Origin of the sequence: Streptomyces sp. NPDC090119 (assembly GCF_044747085.1) — a bacterium.
Classification (GTDB): domain Bacteria; phylum Actinomycetota; class Actinomycetes; order Streptomycetales; family Streptomycetaceae; genus Streptomyces.
Window position 1 is genome coordinate 651,012 of the sequence record NZ_JBIVDK010000004.1, and the last position, 14,695, is coordinate 665,706.

A 14,695-nucleotide genomic window follows, 5' to 3' on the forward strand; every position below is an offset into this window, starting at 1 on the left:
TCCGGCGCCCGGTCACACGGGCTCGGCGAGCACCTCGCCGATCGTGTGCCGGGCGTTCTCGGCCAGTACCGGGTTGGTGTGCCAGTAGTAGGGGAGCTGGATCAGGGCGATGGACAGCGCCCACCCCCGGCCGCGCGCCCACTCGGAGTCGTCCGCGCCCACCGCGTCGCGGAAGACGTTCCGGGCGGAGGCGGGCAGCAGGTTCCAGGCCGCGATCAGGTCCACGGCCGGATCGCCGACCCCCGCACAGCCGAAGTCGATCACCGCGCCCAGCCGTCCCTCGGCGGTCACCAGGACATTGCCGGGGGAGAGGTCGCCGTGCGCCCAGACCGGCGGGCCGGGGTACGCCGGGGCGGCCAGCGCCCGCTCCCAGCGGGCGGTCGCCCCGGCCGTGTCGACCCGGCCCGCCAGTTGTGCCAGCGCCTCGCGAGCCGACGCGTCCTGGCCGCTGAGCGGGCCGCCCCGGTAGCTTCGGGGCGCGTCCACGGTCGCGGTCCGGCGCAGCGCCGCCACGAACGCGCCCAGCTCCTTGGCCAGTTGCTCCGGCTCCGCGACACCGCCCGCTACCGGGTTGGCGCCGTCCAGCCAGCGGTAGACCGACCAGGGCCACGGGAAGTCGCCGTCCGGCTCCCCGGACCCCACCGGCTCGGGCACGGCCACCGGCAGACCGGGGCCCAGCCGGGGCAGCCAGTCCCGCTCGTGCGCCACGTCCGCCACCGCGCCCGGATGGCGGGGGAGCCGCACCACCAGGTCCGGACCCAGCCGGAACATCGCGTTCTCCGTGCCGGACGACCTCAGCCGGGTCACCGGCAGCCCCGCCCACGCCGGGAACCGCCGTGCCACCAGGCGGCGCACCAGCGGTGCGTCGATGTCGATCTCCCCGTCACGCATCTTCCGAGTACTCATCAGCCCCATCCAAGGGCCGCCGGGTCCCCGCTGTCGACCGAAAAAACCGGACCACGCCGTCCCCGAGCGCCCCGCTCGCCGAGTGGCTAGCGTGACAATCCGGGACGAACCATCAACACGAGAGGGCCGACCATGGCCGTGCAATCCGAAGGAACGCCCTGCTGGGCCGACGCGATGTTCACCGACCTCGAGGGCGCCAAGCGGTTCTACGGCGACGTCCTCGGCTGGACCTTCGGCGAGTCCTCGTCGGAGTACGGCAACTACACCCAGGCGTACGCGGACGGCAAGGCCGTCGCCGCCGTCGTCCCGCCCATGCCCGGCCAGGAGGGCGCCTCGCAGTGGTGTCTCTACTTCGCCTCGCCGGACGCCGCCGCCACCGCCGCGAAGATCCGGGAGAACGGCGGCGAGGTGCTGATGGAGCCGATGCGGGTCGGTGACTTCGGCACGATGGTGATCGCCCGCGAGCCCAGCGGCGCGGTGTTCGGCGTCTGGCAGGGCGACGCCCACGAGGGCTTCGAGGCGGTGGCGAAGCCCGGCGCCTACTGCTGGTCGGAGGTGTTCACTCGCGAGCCGGAGAAGGCGGACGGGTTCCTGTCGGCCGTCTTCCCGTACCGGATGAAGGAGATGGCGGACGAACACGTCGACTTCCGGCTGTTCGACCTGGGCGCCGACCCGGTGCTCGGCCGGATGCGGATGGGCGAGGAGTTCCCGCCCGAGGTCCCCTCCTACGTCAACGTCTACTTCACCGTCGAGGACTGCGACGCGGCCGTGGCCCGCGCCACCGAGAAGGGGGCCGTGCTCCGCTTCGGCCCGATGACCAGCCCCTTCGGCCGGTTCGCCGCCCTGACCGACCCGCAGGGCGCGCACTTCTCGGTGATCGACGTCACCACCACCGAGGGCGGCATGCCCGAGTTCAAGGACGCCTGACCCGGCCGGTCCGGGCCCCGGCGCGGCCATGGCATGATCGGGCACATGCGTGAACGTGTGGTGGCCGCGTGCGACGGGGCTTCGAAGGGAAACCCCGGACCGGCCGGATGGGCATGGGTGGTCTCCGACGACGAGCGGACCCCGGCCCGCTGGGAGTCGGGCCCGCTCGGCCGGGCCACCAACAACGTCGCCGAACTCACCGCGCTGGAACGGCTGCTGGCCGCTGTCGACCCCGACGTGCCGCTGGAGGTCCGGATGGACTCCCAGTACGCGATGAAGGCCGTCACCACCTGGCTGCCCGGCTGGAAGCGCAACGGCTGGAAGACCTCCGCGGGCAAGCCGGTCGCCAACCAGGAGCTCGTCGTCCGCATCGACGAGCTGCTCGACGGGCGCTCGGTCGAGTTCCGGTACGTCCCCGCCCACCAGGTCGACGGCGACCCGCTGAACGACTTCGCCGACCGCGCCGCCAGCCAGGCCGCCGTCGTCCAGGAGGCCGCGGGCAGCGCCCACGGCTCGCCCGAGCCGCCGCCCTCGCCCGACACCCCGGCCCCGGCCGCCCGCCGCAAGACGCCCCGCCGTGCCACCGGCTCCTCCGGGTCCGCCTCCTCACGGACCATCAAGGCCAAGTTCGCCGGCCGCTGCCTCTGCGGCCGCTCCTACGCCGCGGGCGAGTCCATCGCCAAGAACGCGCAGGGCTGGGGCCACCCGGAGTGCCGTACCGCCACCGGCTGACCGTCCCCGCCGGAGTTTTCCGGGCCCGGTCGTACCTCATCGCTGCTACCCTGCGAGGCCGATCGACTACGTCCGGTGACTTCCAGGGGTGTGCGCGTGAAGGTCGTCTGTGTCGGGGGCGGGCCCGCGGGCCTGTACCTCGCCATCCTGCTCAAGCGGCAGAACCCGTCCCACGACATCACCGTCCATGAACGCGCCCCCGAGGGCTCCACCTACGGCTGGGGCGTCACCTACTGGCAGGGACTCCTGGACCGGCTCCGCGCCCACGACCCCGAGTCGGCGGACGCCATCGCGGCGAACTCGGTCCACTGGAACGAAGGCGTCGCCCACGTACGGGACTCGAGCACCCGGCAGCCGGGGGACCGGGGCTTCGGCATCGGCCGCCACCGCCTCCTCGAACTGCTCGCCGACCGCGCCCGATCCCTGGACGTACGGCTGGAGTTCGAGAGTGAGATCACCGAACTCCCGGCAGCGGCAGACCTGGTGGTGGCCGCCGACGGCATCGGCAGCGCCCTGCGCACGCGGTACGCGGACGAGTTCGGCACCCACGTCAACCACGGCCGCAACCACTTCCTCTGGCTCGGCACCACCAAGGTCTTCGACGCCTTCACCTTCGCCTTCGTCGAGACCGGGCACGGCTGGATCTGGGCGTACGGCTACCCGTACGACACCGGGCACAGCACCTGCGTCATCGAGTGCTCGCCCGAGACCCTCACCGGCCTCGGCCTGCACCGCGCCGACGAGGGCGAGGGGCTCGCCCTGCTGGAACGGCTCTTCGCCGGACTCCTCGACGGCCACCCCCTCATCGGCCGCACCAGCGACGGCGCCAGCGTCCCCTGGCTGAACTTCCGCACCCTCACCAACCGCACCTGGCACCACGACGGCCTGGTCCTGCTCGGCGACGCCGCCCACACCACCCACTACTCCATCGGCGCGGGCACCACCCTCGCCCTGGAGGACGCCATGTGCCTCGCCACCGCCCTGCGCGAACACCCCGCCCCGCGCGACGCCCTCGCCGCCTACGAGAAGCGGCGCCGCACCGAGCTGTTGTCCGCGCAGAGCGCCGCCCGCTACAGCGCCCGCTGGTACGAGAGCCTGCCCCGGTACATCGACCTGCCCCCGCACCGCATGTTCGCCCTGCTGGGCCAGCGCCACTCCCCGCTGCTGCCGTACGTCCCGCCCCAGCTCTACTACGGCCTCGACAAGGCCGCGGGACAGCTCGAACCACTGCGCCGCCTCAAGCGCTGGCTCGGCCCCCGCGCCGCCCGCGCCCTGCACGCCGCGCGCACCCCCGAACGCCCCCGCTGACCCCCCGCACCCCAGCTCAAGGCACGGGTAAAGGTTGGTGAATAGCCATTCACTGGATAGAGTGAATGGCTATTCACCAGCCACGCACATTCACCCGCAGGAGCGTCGATGGGCCCCTCCGCCCCCATACCCGAGCCGCCCGGCACCCTCGCGGCGCCGCCCCGGCTGCGGGAACGCCTCACCATCCCCGTGCTGGCGTCGGGCGGCATCCTCATGGCCGTCATGCAGACCGTGGTCGTCCCGCTCCTGCCCGACCTGCCCCGGCTCACCGGATCGTCACCGGCCGCCGTCTCCTGGATGGTCACCGCCACCCTGCTCTCCGGCGCCGTGCTCACCCCGGTCCTCGGCCGCGCCGGTGACATGTACGGCAAGCGCCGGGTGCTGACCTCCGCGCTCGCCCTGATGACCGTCGGCTCGGTGCTGTGCGCGCTGTCCTCCGACATCACCGTGCTCATCACCGCCCGCGCCCTGCAGGGTGCCGCCGCGTCCGTCGTCCCGCTGTCCATCAGCATCCTGCGCGACGAACTCCCGCCCCAGCGGCGGGGGTCGGCGGTGGCGCTGATGAGCTCCACCGTCGGCATCGGCGCCGCACTCGGCCTGCCGCTGGCCGCGCTCGTCGTGCAGTACGCCGACTGGCACACCATGTTCTGGCTGACCAGCGCCCTCGGCGCGCTCGGGGTCGCGGCCACCTGGTGGGCGGTCAGGGAGTCACCGGTACGCGAGCCCGGCCGGTTCGACGTGGTCGGCGCGCTGGGCCTGGCCGCCGCGCTGGTGTCCCTGCTGCTCGCCGTCTCCCAGGGCGGCCAATGGGGCTGGGGGAGCCCCGCCGTCCTCGGCCTGTTCATCACGTCCGCCGTGGTGCTCGCCCTGTGGTGGTACCAGCAGCTCCGTACCGCCCGGCCGCTGGTCGACCTGCGGCTGGTGACCAGGCCCCGGGTGGGCCTGTCCCATGTGGCGGCCCTGCTCACCGGCTTCGCGTTCTACGCCAACTCGCTGGTCACCGCCCAGCTCGTCCAGGCGCCCAAGGCCAGCGGCTACGGGCTCGGGCTGTCGATCGTCGCAACCGGACTGTGCCTGCTGCCCGGCGGCGTCACCATGCTGCTCTTCTCGCCGCTGTCCGCCCGGATCTCCGCCCGGCGCGGGCCCAGGATCACCCTCGCGCTCGGCGCCGCCGTCATCGCCTGCGGCTACGCGCTGCGCATCGCCGACAGCCGCGACCTGTGGATGATCATCCTCGGGGCGACCGTGGTGGCCACCGGCACCACCCTCGCCTACTCCGCGCTGCCCACCCTGATTCTGCGCGCCGTCCCGGCCGCCCAGACCGCCTCCGCCAACGGCGTCAACGTCCTGATGCGGACCATCGGCCAGGCCGTCTCCAGCGCCGCGGTCGCGGCCGTACTGGTCCACCACACCAGCCTCGTCGGCGGCCTGCCGGTGCCCACCCTGCACGGCTATCTGCTGGCCTTCGCCATGGCCGGTGCCGTCGCGCTCGCCGCCTGCGCGGCCGCGCTCACCATCCCCGGCGACAGCGGCCCCGACGGCACGCGCCGCGCCGAGGGCGCCACGACGGGGGCTCGTGCCCTGGAGGAGGCGTGACCACCGCTCCCACCCCCGCCCCCGCCCGCCGCGACGCCGAGGCCACCAAGGCGGCCATCCTCAAGGCCGCCCGCCACCTCCTGGCCCGGCACGCGCACGCCGACATCACCCTCAAGGCGGTCGCGGAGCGGGCCGGGGTCAGCCCGCCGCTGGTGCTGAAGTACTTCGGCAACAAGGACGCCCTGTTCGCCCGCGTCATGTCCTTCGACACCGACGCCGACGACCTCCTCGACGCGCCCCTCGACGGCCTCGGACGGCACATGGTCCGACATGTCCTGGCCAGCCAGCGCGACCGGGGCGCCGACCCGCTGCTGCGCATCGCGTTCGCCCCGCTGCACGGCGACCACGGCGACATCCTGCGCGCCAACTTCCGCGCCCAGGTCACCGACCGCCTCGCCGCCCGGCTCACCGGCCCCGACGCGGGCCTGCGCGCCGAACTGGCCGTCGCCGCGCTCATCGGCGTCGGCGTCATGTACGGCATCGCCCGCGGCCCCGAGGTGCGCGAGGCCGGCCCCGACGAGGTGGCCGACCGCTACGGCCCGCTGGTCCAGGCCCAGCTGACGCCCTGACTCACCCCTCGGGGCCGGTCAGCAGCGACTCCGCGCAGCGCCGGAACGCGGCGAGCAGGCGGCCGTTGTCGCCCGCGCGGGTGGCCAGCGCGACATGGCACGGCTCCACGCCGTGCAGCGGGATCGCGGTCAGATCGGGCCGCGCGGGCATGCCTGGGGCGGCCGCCGCGATCGCCAACGCCTGGCCCGACGCGACCAGTTCGAACTTGTCCTCGATGTCCCCGATGAACGGCCCGTCCGGCGCGGGCCGTCCGTCCGGTCGCGGGTCGATCCGCCAGAACGCGTCCCACAGCGGGTCCGGGACGCGGGGGAGGGGCTCGTCGGCGATGTCGTCCAGGGTGACCGACTCCTTGCCCGCGAGCCGGTGGTCCAGCGGGACCACCACCACGCGCGGCTCGTCGTAGAGCACGCTCACCCGCAGCCCGTCGGTGGCGAACGGCAGCCGGGCCACCAGCGCGTCCACCCGGTGGCCGAGCAACGCCTCCCGCGTCTCGTGCCAGCGCAGGTGCGTGGCCCGTACGTCCGCGTCCGGGAACTTGCGCCGCAGCTCCCGCACGGCCGGGGTGACCAGCACGCCCGTGGTGTAGCCGATGGTGATCCGGCTGGGCTCGGCGGCGGCCCGTGCTTCGGTCACCGCCTGCCGGGCGGCCCGCAGGAGCGCCTCGGCGTGCGGCAGGAAGACCTCGCCCGCCTCGGTGAGCCGGGTGCCCCGCGGGGTGCGGTCCAGCAGTTCGACGCCCAGCTCCCGTTCGAGCCGCCGTACCTGGCGGCTCAGCGAGGGCTGGGTGATGTGCAGGGCGGTGGCCGCGCGGCCGAAGTGCCGGTGCTCGGCGACGACCGTGAAGTACCGGACCAGCCGGAGATCGAGATCCGTGTAGTCGGACATGCCTTCCAGCGTACGGCCGACCGGCACACCAGCGGTGATGCCCGAAACGTATTGCGCCATGCGAAAGAAGCCTTGGACGGGTGCGCGGTGACCGGCCGACGATGGAGGCACTTCCACCGACCATCCGAGGAGAGCGTCACCATGCGTGTTTTCGTCACCGGGGCCACCGGGTTCATCGGCTCCGCCGTGGTGCCCGAACTGATCGGCGCCGGGCACGAGGTCGTCGGCCTGGCCCGTTCGGACGACGGCGCGGCCGCGCTGAAGGAGGCGGGCGCCGAGGTGTTCCGGGGCAGCCTCGACGACCCCGAGGGCCTGGCCCGCGCGGCTGACGGCGCCGACGGGGTGATCCACCTGGCCTTCGTCCACGACTTCGCCGACTTCGACGCGGCCGGAGCCACCGACCTGCGGGCCGTCGAGGCGATGGGCGCCGCCTTGGCGGGCTCCGACCGCCCGCTCGTGGTCACCTCCGGCACCGCGATCGCCCCGGCGGGCCGCCTCGCCGTCGAGACCGACGCGCCCGCGCCGGGCACCCACCGCACCCCGTCCGAGGAGGCCGCCGTCGCGCTCGCCGAGCAGGGGGTACGCGGCTCCGTCGTGCGGCTCGCGCCCTCCGTGCACGGGCGCGGCGACCACGGCTTCGTACCGCATCTCATCCGGATCGCCCGTGAGAAGGGGGCGGCGGGCTACGTCGGGGACGGCGCCAACCGCTGGCCCGGCGTCCACCGGCTCGACGCCGCCCGGCTGTTCCGGCTCGTGCTGGAGCAGGCCCCGGCCGGTACCCGCTGGCACGCGGCCGCCGACGAGGGTGTGCCGTTCCGGGACCTCGCGGAGGTCATCGGACGCCATCTGGACGTGCCCGTGGTGAGCGTGGAGCCGGAGCGGGCGGGGGAGCACTTCGGGTTCCTCGGCCGGTTCGCCGGGGTGGACAACCCCACTTCCAGCGCCGTCACCCGTGAACGGCTCGGCTGGCGGCCCGAAGGGCCCGGCCTCCTCGCCGATCTGGACGAGGGCCACTACTTCGAGTGAACCAGCACAGTGCGCTCGGACAGGTGACCGGTTTGAAAGAACGTTTGCGCGGTTAATTGGATCGCATGACCGAGGAGGCACCGCGCCGGGGGCGGGACGAGACAGCGGAAGAGCGGGCCGACCGCAAGTGGGGAGAGCTGATCCAGGAGGTGCGCGTCGCCCAGACCGGCGTGCAGATCCTGTTCGGCTTCCTGCTCACCGTGGTGTTCCAGCCCAAGTACGCCCAGCTGTCCGGCACCGACCAGTTCATCTACATCGTCACCGTCGTCCTGGGCGCCTGCGCGACCGGCGCCCTCATCGGACCGGTGTCGCTGCACCGCCTGGTCTCCGGGCACCAGGTGAAACCGCAGGCGGTGAAGCTGGCCGGGGCGCTCACCTTCATCGGCCTGGTGCTGCTGCTGGCCACCATGGCCTGCTCACTGCTGCTGATCCTGCGGGTGGCCACCCACGACGGCTATGTGCCGTGGCTCGTGACGGCCGTCGTCTGCTGGTACCTGGTCTGCTGGTACGGCCTGCCCATCTGGGCCCGGCTGCGGCACACCAAGCCCGACTCCGACTAACGCCCGGTCCGGGTCCGCAGCGCCGCCAGGGAGCGGTCGTGGACCCGGCTGAGCAGCAGCAGCGACAGTACGGCGCCGATCAGGGCGCAGAACATGTCCCACTGGGTGTCCCAGACATCGCCCTGGGTGGCGAGGAAGGCGTCCGCGCCGGAGCCGCCGATCACGGCCGCCACCCACTCCAGCAGCTCGAAGCAGGCGCTGAAGGCCAGGCAGGCGCAGACCGTCAGCGGGGCCAGCCAGCGGCTGCCGCGCAGCGGCGAGGTGCGGGTGAGCAGCTCGCGCACCAGGATCGCCGGGACGAACCCCTGCATCAGGTGCCCGAACCGGTCGTACGGGTTGCGGGCCAGGTGGAGGGTGTCGCGCACCCAGTCGCCCGCCGGTACCTGCGCGTAGGTGTAGTGGCCGCCGACCGCCAGCACCAGGGCGTGCGCGGCGAGCAGACCGCACAGCAGTCCGGTGAGCGGGAAGCGCCGCCAGAGGAGCACCACCAGGGGCAGCCCGATCATGACCCAGAAGGTCTCCAGCAACCAGGTCGTACGGTCCCGCGCGCCCCAGGCGGACACGGCCAGGCCCACGGCGGCCACACCGGCGAACACGGCGGGCGGCACTGGGCGGCGGACGGACGGCCGGTCGGGGTGGACTGCGGTCATGGCGGGCTCCAGAGGCTGGGCGGTGTCGGTCGCCCCATCGTCCGGCCGCCCGGCGCGCGGGGCATGAGTACCGGTACTCATGCCCCCACCGAGCACCCCTACCGGTCCGCGGAACCCACCGCACCGCGCAGCGCGGTGAGGCAGGAGCCGATGGCCTGCTGCAGCTCCTCCAGGCGCCGGACCATGTCGTCCTCGTAGAAGTCCTGGGCGTCGTCGAAGGTCAGCTCCTCGAAGGCCCGCGTCGCCTTCTGGAGGCTGCCGTAGAACTTGGTGCGCCGCTCCTGGACGCGGAGTTCCGGGTCGGCCTCGACGGTGTCGGCGACCAGCGTCTTCAGCGTGTCGTACGCCTCGACCGCCCACTCGCCGGTGTCCTCGTCGTCCTGCAGTTCGTCGATCAGCGAGAGGTGCCGTTCGGCCTCCTCGCGCAGCTCGGCGGGGGCGTCGACGGTCTGCCCGGCCGGCGTCTTGATCTGGCCGGACTCCGCGATCTGCCGGACGTAGCCGATCTTGTCGGCGGCGCGGCTCTCGGTGGCGACGGCCTTCTTCAGGTCGTCGGTGCGCACCACGTCCCGGGCCAGCTCGGCCTGGAGCTCCGGGTCCTCCTTGATCCGGTCCAGCAGGGCGGAGCGGGCCGCGCGGGCGGTGGAGGGGTCGGCCAGGATGGCGGCACGCAGCGCGGTCGGGTTCTCGGCCACCTCCAGCGCCTTGGTCGGCCGGATGCCCTCGGCCTCGGCGGCCTCGGCGATGGCGGTGCCGCGCTCGGAGGTGGCGCTGCTGCGGGACGAGTAGTAGCTCAACCAGACGTCGGAGTCGGGGAGTTGGATCTCCTGGCCCGGCTCCAGCGTCTCGAACTGCGGGACCAGGCCGTCGTCGGCTGCCCGGTCCCAGGCCCGGTAGTAGCGCATGACCCGCTCGGGGGAGCACTCCGCCAGTTCCGCGAACTCCTTCGCGGACACCTTCGGGGTCTCCCCGGCCGCCTGCCCGCCCGGCCGCACACTGCGCGCCACCATCAGCGCGAAGGCCCAGCCGCCGGTGCGCGCGTACACCCCGAACTCGCGGGCGTCCCGCGCCACCAGGTCGGACAGGGGCGCCGGGGCGTCGGCGGTCGTCTCGGCGGGGTCGATGGCCAGGGTCACGGATGGCTCTCCTGTGTGCGGGGGCTCGATGGTGCGGTGGCCCGGGCGGCCGGGCACCGGGGGCAGCCTATATGGCCCGATAGGCGATGTTTGGCCGCCGCCGGTACCGGACGGGGTTCAGCGTTCGCGGACGGCGAGCGCGTCCAGCAGGGCGCCCAGCTCGGCCGCCGCGCCCGGCTCCAGAGGCAGCCCGGCGAGCAGCGTACGGGCGGCGGTCAGGTGCGCGCGAGCCTCCGACAGGGCTGTGGCCCGGCCGCCCGCCGCCTCGACGAGCGCCGCCGCCTCCGCCGTATGACCCGGCGCCCGCAGCAGGCCGTGCAGGCGGTCGCCCTCGGGCGAGGCGAGCGCGGCCAGCACCGGATACGTCTTCTTGCCCTCGCGCAGGTCACCGCCCACCGGCTTGCCGGTGACCTCGGGGCGCCCCCAGACACCCAGCACGTCGTCGGCGAGCTGGAAGGCGACGCCCGCGTGCCGTCCGGCCCGGTCCAGCGCGGCGACGACCGGGCGCGGAGCCCCGCCCAGCAGCGCGCCGAGCGCGAGCGAACAGCCCAGCAGCGCCCCCGTCTTGCCCTCCGCCATGACCCGGTACTCCTCCGGGGTCACCGCCTCCGGTCCGGTCCAGGGGCGGGAGGTGAACAGCAGGTCGTCGGCCTGCCCCCGCATCAGGTCGGCCAGCGCGCCGGAGAGCAGCCGCACCCCGCCGGGCACGTCCGCCAGGGTGCCGACCGCCAGCGCGAACAGGGCGTCCCCGGCGAGCACCGCGGGACCGGTGCCGTACGCCTTCCACAGCGCGGGTCGGCCGCGCCGGGCGGTGTCGCCGTCCATGATGTCGTCGTGCAGCAGCGAGAAGACGTGCACCAGCTCCACCGCGACCGCGCCCGGCACCCCCGCCCCGGCGTCCGCGCCGACCGCCCGCGCCCCGAGCACCGCCAGCGCCTGCCGCACCCCCTTGCCGCCCGCCTCCGCGCCGTCGTGCCAGCCGAAGGAGTACGCGGCCATCTCGGCCAGCCACGGATGCAGCCCGGCGACCGCCTCCCGGAGCGCGGGCCGCACCAACTCGCGTGCCTCGCGCAGTACTTCGGTACCCGAGATCCGCTCCGCGCGGAAGACCGCCGTCACCGGGCGCCCTCCGTCTCGGGCACGAACTCGGCCTGCGCCCGCGCCACCATCTCCCGTGAGTGCCGCAGCCCGGCACGCTCCAGCACGACCGCCAGCTCGGCCAGTTCGGCCGCCGTCTCCTCCGGGTCACGGCCCAGCCGGGCCAGCGACTTGGCCAGACCGAGGCGGGACAGCGCCTCGCCCCGGGGTTCGTCCATCGTGCGGAACTCGGACAGCGCCAGGCCGTACAGGTCCCGCGCCTCCTCGTGACGCCCGGCGCGATAGAGGACGTTGCCGCGCATCTTGTGGTTGTAGGCGAGCGCGCTGGACAGATTCATCGTCCGGCACGTGTCCTCCGCCCGCGACAGCAGCTCCAGCGCCCGGCCGGTGTCCCCGTCGCGCGCCGAGAGGATGTCCGCGAGACCGCGCAGCGCCCAGGCGTGGCCCCGCCGGTCGTCGGCGCGCTCCGCTATCTCCGCCGCCTCCTCGAACAGCGCGTACGCCCGGTCGAAGTCGCCGGTGTTGCGGTGCATCTGCGCGATGCCCTCCAGCGCCCACACCGTGTGCCGGGCCTCGCCGCGTTTGCGGGCCTCGGCCAGCAGCTGTTCGTGCAGCCGGCCGACCGCCGCGTAGTCGCCCTGGATGCGCCCGGTCTCCGCGAGCCCGGCCAGCGAGTAACCCCGGACCACGATGTCCCCGCCGCGCTCGCCGAGTTCGGCGGCCAGTCCCAGCAGCCGCCAGGCCAGCGGGAACGCCCCGCGCTGCCGGGCCAGTGTGCCCCCGCTCCACAGCGCCCACGCCATCGCGCCGGTGTCCCCGGCCGTACGGGCCGCCCGGTAACTCGCCTTCCACGCGCGGTCCGCCTCCGCCGTGCTGCCGAGCCGCCGGTGCGCCTCGGCCACCGCGAGACCGCAGCGGGCCACCTCGGCGGGGTGCCCGGCCCGCTCGGCCTCCCGCAGCCGATCCAGCCCCTCGGCCAGCACATCGGTGAGCGAGGAATTGACGGACAGGGTGGTCAGGGCGCCCTGGTACTCCGGGGCGAAAGCCTTGCCGTACATGTGAACCCTTCTATACACCACGTGTATACGCCTCGCGTATAGCAGGCGGGCGAATCGCCCCGGTCCACCGGGGGGCCGGGGCGTGGTCGGTCGTGGGGCAAGACGCGGGTACGGCGACGGGGGTTGCCCGTGCGACGCGGATCACTCCGAGTGGCGCGGGGAACCCCCCACGGAATCAGTGCTGTTGGGGCTTCTGCGGCGTGGCCTCGCTCGGCCGGACCACCACGACGCCCTCACCCTCCAGCATCAGCTGCACCGCCTCGCCCGAACCGCCGCGCAGCATCGACCCGATGGACTGCGAGCGGTGCAGCGAGGTCCGCAGACCGGCGCTCCAGCCGACCACCGCGTCCGTGTCGACGTACACCGGCGCCTGCTGCGAGACCGGGATCACCAGCGGGTTGCCCTCGCAGATCAGACCCAGCCTGCCGTGCCCGCTGAACACGCTGTTGAACAGGCCGCCGCCCGCGATGCCGGAGCCCTTCACCGTCTTGATCTCGTACGACAGCGAGGCGTCGAAACACAGCACGTTGCGGCCGTTGACGGTGAACTGGTCACCGGGCTCCACCTCGACGATGAAACAGTTCTGCGCCTCGTGCGCGAACCACGCCTCACCCCGACCGCGCACCACCATCAGCGGGAGTCCCTCGCCGGTCACCGCGCGCTTGAGCATGCCGCCCACGCCCTGGCCCTTGCGCTCGAACTGGAGGTTGCCCCGGTGGGCGATCATCGCGCCCTGGCGGGCGAGCATCTCACCGTCCACCGCGTACCTGACGCACTTGCCGTTCTCTATCGCCATTCCCGGCTCGACGGCCGGACGGACCATGTGCTCACTGGAAAAGAGGTCACCCTTCATGAGCGCATGGTGTCCCGGACGGGCCCGTTCCGCCAAGATCGCGGAGTGGCGGGTCCGTCCGGGAGAGGTAGTTCAGCGCTCCGAGGCAGGAGCCATGTCGGCGTTGCGCTCCACCAGTGCCGGGCCGCGCCGCTGCTTGGCGGTCTTCCCGCAGAACGCCGGTTCCAGGGCGCCCGCGAGCGTGTTGAGGACCTTGCCGTTGTTGGAGGTGGTGGCCACCGCCGTCAGCGCCCGCTTGCCGTCCTTCGTGGCGAACGCGTAGGTGTAGTAGCCCTGCACCGCGCCCGTGTGCCCGTACACCGAGATGCCGCAGGACAGGTCCCGGCGGCGCAGGCCGAGGCCGTACGCGGTGGTCGTGTCCACCTTGGTGAAGCGCTCCATCTGCGCGAGCCCGGCGGCGGAGAGCAGCCTGCCGCCGAGCAGCGCTCCGAGGAAGGTGTTCAGGTCCTTGGCGGTGGAGATGACGGCGCCCGCGCTCTGCGCCCAGGACACGGTCTGCTCGGTCGCGTCGAACAGCGGGTCACCGGCCCGGTCCGGCGTGAGATAGCCGCGGGCGAACCGGCCGGGGATCGTGGTGGCGGGGTGCACGTAGAAGGTGTCCCGCAGCTTCAGCGGCCCCGTGATCCGGTTCTGGTACGCCTCCTTGACGGGGCGCCCGGTGATCTTCTCGATGAGCATGCCCGCGACCACGAAGTTGGTGTTGGAGTACGAGTAGGCCGCGCCGGGCGCGTTGACGCGCGGCTTCTTCAGGGAGAGCGCGACCAGCTGGGGGTAGGTGAACACCTTCTTGCGCACGCCCTCGAAGCCGGAGACGCTCTCGGCGAACATGTCGTTGGTGTAGTCGTACAGACCGCTGCGGTGGCTCAGTACGTGCCGCACCGTGATGGCGTCGCTCGGCAGCAGCTTCGGCAGATACCGGTTCACCGGCGCGTCCAGGTCCAGCTTGCCCTCGTCGGCCAGTTGGAGCAGGACGACCGAGGAGAAGGTCTTGGTCACGCTGCCGATGCGGAACCGGTCGGCGGTGCTCGCCGCGCGGCCGGTGCCCCGGTCGGCGACGCCCCGGCTGATCAGATGGCTGCGGCCCTGGTCGTCGATCCGGGCCAGCGCGGCCGGGGCGCCCTGGGTGCGGACCGTGCGCAGCACGCCGTCCACGCCCGCCGTGTCGGGTGCGGGGAGGGCGGCCGCCGCGTCCTTCGCCCCGGTCGCCGCCTGTGCCGGGACGACGAGGAGCGACAGCGCCACCGCCCCGAGTACCGCGCTCCTGCCCACCGTTGCCGAGACCATCAGGTCACCACTCCCGTCCACACCGCCGTTGCTGCGACATGCGTCACATTCCGGCCTGGAACCTAGGGGATTGACGGCCCGTCTCCCCAGTCGACACACAGTCGGC

General features: G+C 73.3%; 15 protein-coding genes. 7 read left to right on the forward strand and 8 right to left on the reverse strand.

Translation table 11 applies throughout. The annotated features are described in order from the left end of the window. Window positions 1-12: 12 nt before the first annotated feature. Complete coding sequence (locus ACIPPM_RS20675; RefSeq protein ID WP_401449762.1) at window positions 13-906, reverse strand: aminoglycoside phosphotransferase family protein; 894 nt, start codon at window positions 904-906, stop codon at window positions 13-15. Window positions 907-1,038: 132 nt separating this feature from the next. Here ACIPPM_RS20675 and ACIPPM_RS20680 point away from each other — a divergent pair, with 132 nt between their 5' ends. The 5 genes from ACIPPM_RS20680 to ACIPPM_RS20700 all read left to right on the forward strand — a co-directional run bounded on the left by ACIPPM_RS20680 (window position 1,039) and on the right by ACIPPM_RS20700 (window position 6,038). Beyond that, window positions 1,039-1,833, forward strand: coding sequence for a VOC family protein (locus ACIPPM_RS20680; protein WP_401449764.1), 795 nt, complete (start codon window positions 1,039-1,041; stop codon window positions 1,831-1,833). A gap of 33 nt (window positions 1,834-1,866) precedes the next feature. Beyond that, on the forward strand, window positions 1,867-2,565 hold the full coding sequence (locus tag ACIPPM_RS20685; RefSeq protein ID WP_401449766.1) for a ribonuclease H: 699 nt from the start codon (window positions 1,867-1,869) through the stop codon (window positions 2,563-2,565). A gap of 96 nt (window positions 2,566-2,661) precedes the next feature. Further along, the gene (locus ACIPPM_RS20690) at window positions 2,662-3,873 is read left to right on the forward strand and encodes an FAD-dependent monooxygenase (RefSeq protein WP_401449768.1); all 1,212 of its coding nucleotides are present in this window, start codon (window positions 2,662-2,664) and stop codon (window positions 3,871-3,873) included. A 108-nt stretch (window positions 3,874-3,981) separates the two neighbouring features. Further along, window positions 3,982-5,469 (forward strand): MFS transporter, encoded by a 1,488-nt coding sequence (locus tag ACIPPM_RS20695; protein ID WP_401449770.1) that lies wholly within the window; start codon window positions 3,982-3,984, stop codon window positions 5,467-5,469. Next, on the forward strand, window positions 5,466-6,038 hold the full coding sequence (locus tag ACIPPM_RS20700) for a TetR family transcriptional regulator (RefSeq protein WP_401449772.1): 573 nt from the start codon (window positions 5,466-5,468) through the stop codon (window positions 6,036-6,038). Before ACIPPM_RS20695 ends, ACIPPM_RS20700 begins: the two co-directional genes overlap by 4 nt. A 1-nt stretch (window position 6,039) precedes the next feature. Here ACIPPM_RS20700 and ACIPPM_RS20705 read toward each other — a convergent pair whose 3' ends face one another. Then, entirely contained in the window at window positions 6,040-6,924 is an 885-nt protein-coding gene (locus ACIPPM_RS20705; RefSeq protein ID WP_401449774.1) for a LysR family transcriptional regulator, read from the reverse strand. A 141-nt stretch (window positions 6,925-7,065) separates the two neighbouring features. Between ACIPPM_RS20705 and ACIPPM_RS20710 the strand changes: the two genes are divergently transcribed. Both ACIPPM_RS20710 and ACIPPM_RS20715 read left to right on the forward strand, forming a co-directional pair. Continuing rightward, window positions 7,066-7,950 (forward strand): SDR family oxidoreductase, encoded by an 885-nt coding sequence (locus tag ACIPPM_RS20710; protein WP_401449777.1) that lies wholly within the window; start codon window positions 7,066-7,068, stop codon window positions 7,948-7,950. A 65-nt stretch (window positions 7,951-8,015) separates the two neighbouring features. Beyond that, window positions 8,016-8,510, forward strand: coding sequence for a DUF6328 family protein (locus ACIPPM_RS20715; RefSeq protein WP_401449779.1), 495 nt, complete (start codon window positions 8,016-8,018; stop codon window positions 8,508-8,510). Here the strand turns inward: ACIPPM_RS20715 and ACIPPM_RS20720 are convergent. The 6 genes from ACIPPM_RS20720 to ACIPPM_RS20745 form a co-directional block, all read right to left on the reverse strand. Next, window positions 8,507-9,160 carry a DUF2238 domain-containing protein gene (locus tag ACIPPM_RS20720; RefSeq protein WP_401449781.1) on the reverse strand — a complete coding sequence of 218 codons (654 nt, stop codon included), beginning with the start codon at window positions 9,158-9,160 and terminating at the stop codon, window positions 8,507-8,509. The two genes, ACIPPM_RS20715 and ACIPPM_RS20720, sit on opposite strands and share 4 nt — an antisense overlap. A gap of 98 nt (window positions 9,161-9,258) precedes the next feature. Next, window positions 9,259-10,296, reverse strand: a complete 1,038-nt coding sequence (locus ACIPPM_RS20725; protein WP_401449783.1) for a hypothetical protein — start codon at window positions 10,294-10,296, stop codon at window positions 9,259-9,261. Between the two features lie 117 nt (window positions 10,297-10,413). After that, window positions 10,414-11,415 (reverse strand): polyprenyl synthetase family protein, encoded by a 1,002-nt coding sequence (locus ACIPPM_RS20730; protein ID WP_401449786.1) that lies wholly within the window; start codon window positions 11,413-11,415, stop codon window positions 10,414-10,416. Then, a complete protein-coding gene (locus ACIPPM_RS20735) occupies window positions 11,412-12,452 on the reverse strand; it encodes a tetratricopeptide repeat protein (RefSeq protein ID WP_401449788.1) in 1,041 nt (346 codons plus the stop codon). Before ACIPPM_RS20735 ends, ACIPPM_RS20730 begins: the two co-directional genes overlap by 4 nt. A gap of 175 nt (window positions 12,453-12,627) precedes the next feature. Next, the gene (locus ACIPPM_RS20740; protein WP_401449790.1) at window positions 12,628-13,305 is read right to left on the reverse strand and encodes an AIM24 family protein; all 678 of its coding nucleotides are present in this window, start codon (window positions 13,303-13,305) and stop codon (window positions 12,628-12,630) included. Between the two features lie 72 nt (window positions 13,306-13,377). Then, window positions 13,378-14,589: a serine hydrolase domain-containing protein gene (locus ACIPPM_RS20745; protein WP_401449793.1), complete on the reverse strand. Its 1,212-nt coding sequence runs from the start codon at window positions 14,587-14,589 to the stop codon at window positions 13,378-13,380. Window positions 14,590-14,695: the final 106 nt, after the last annotated feature.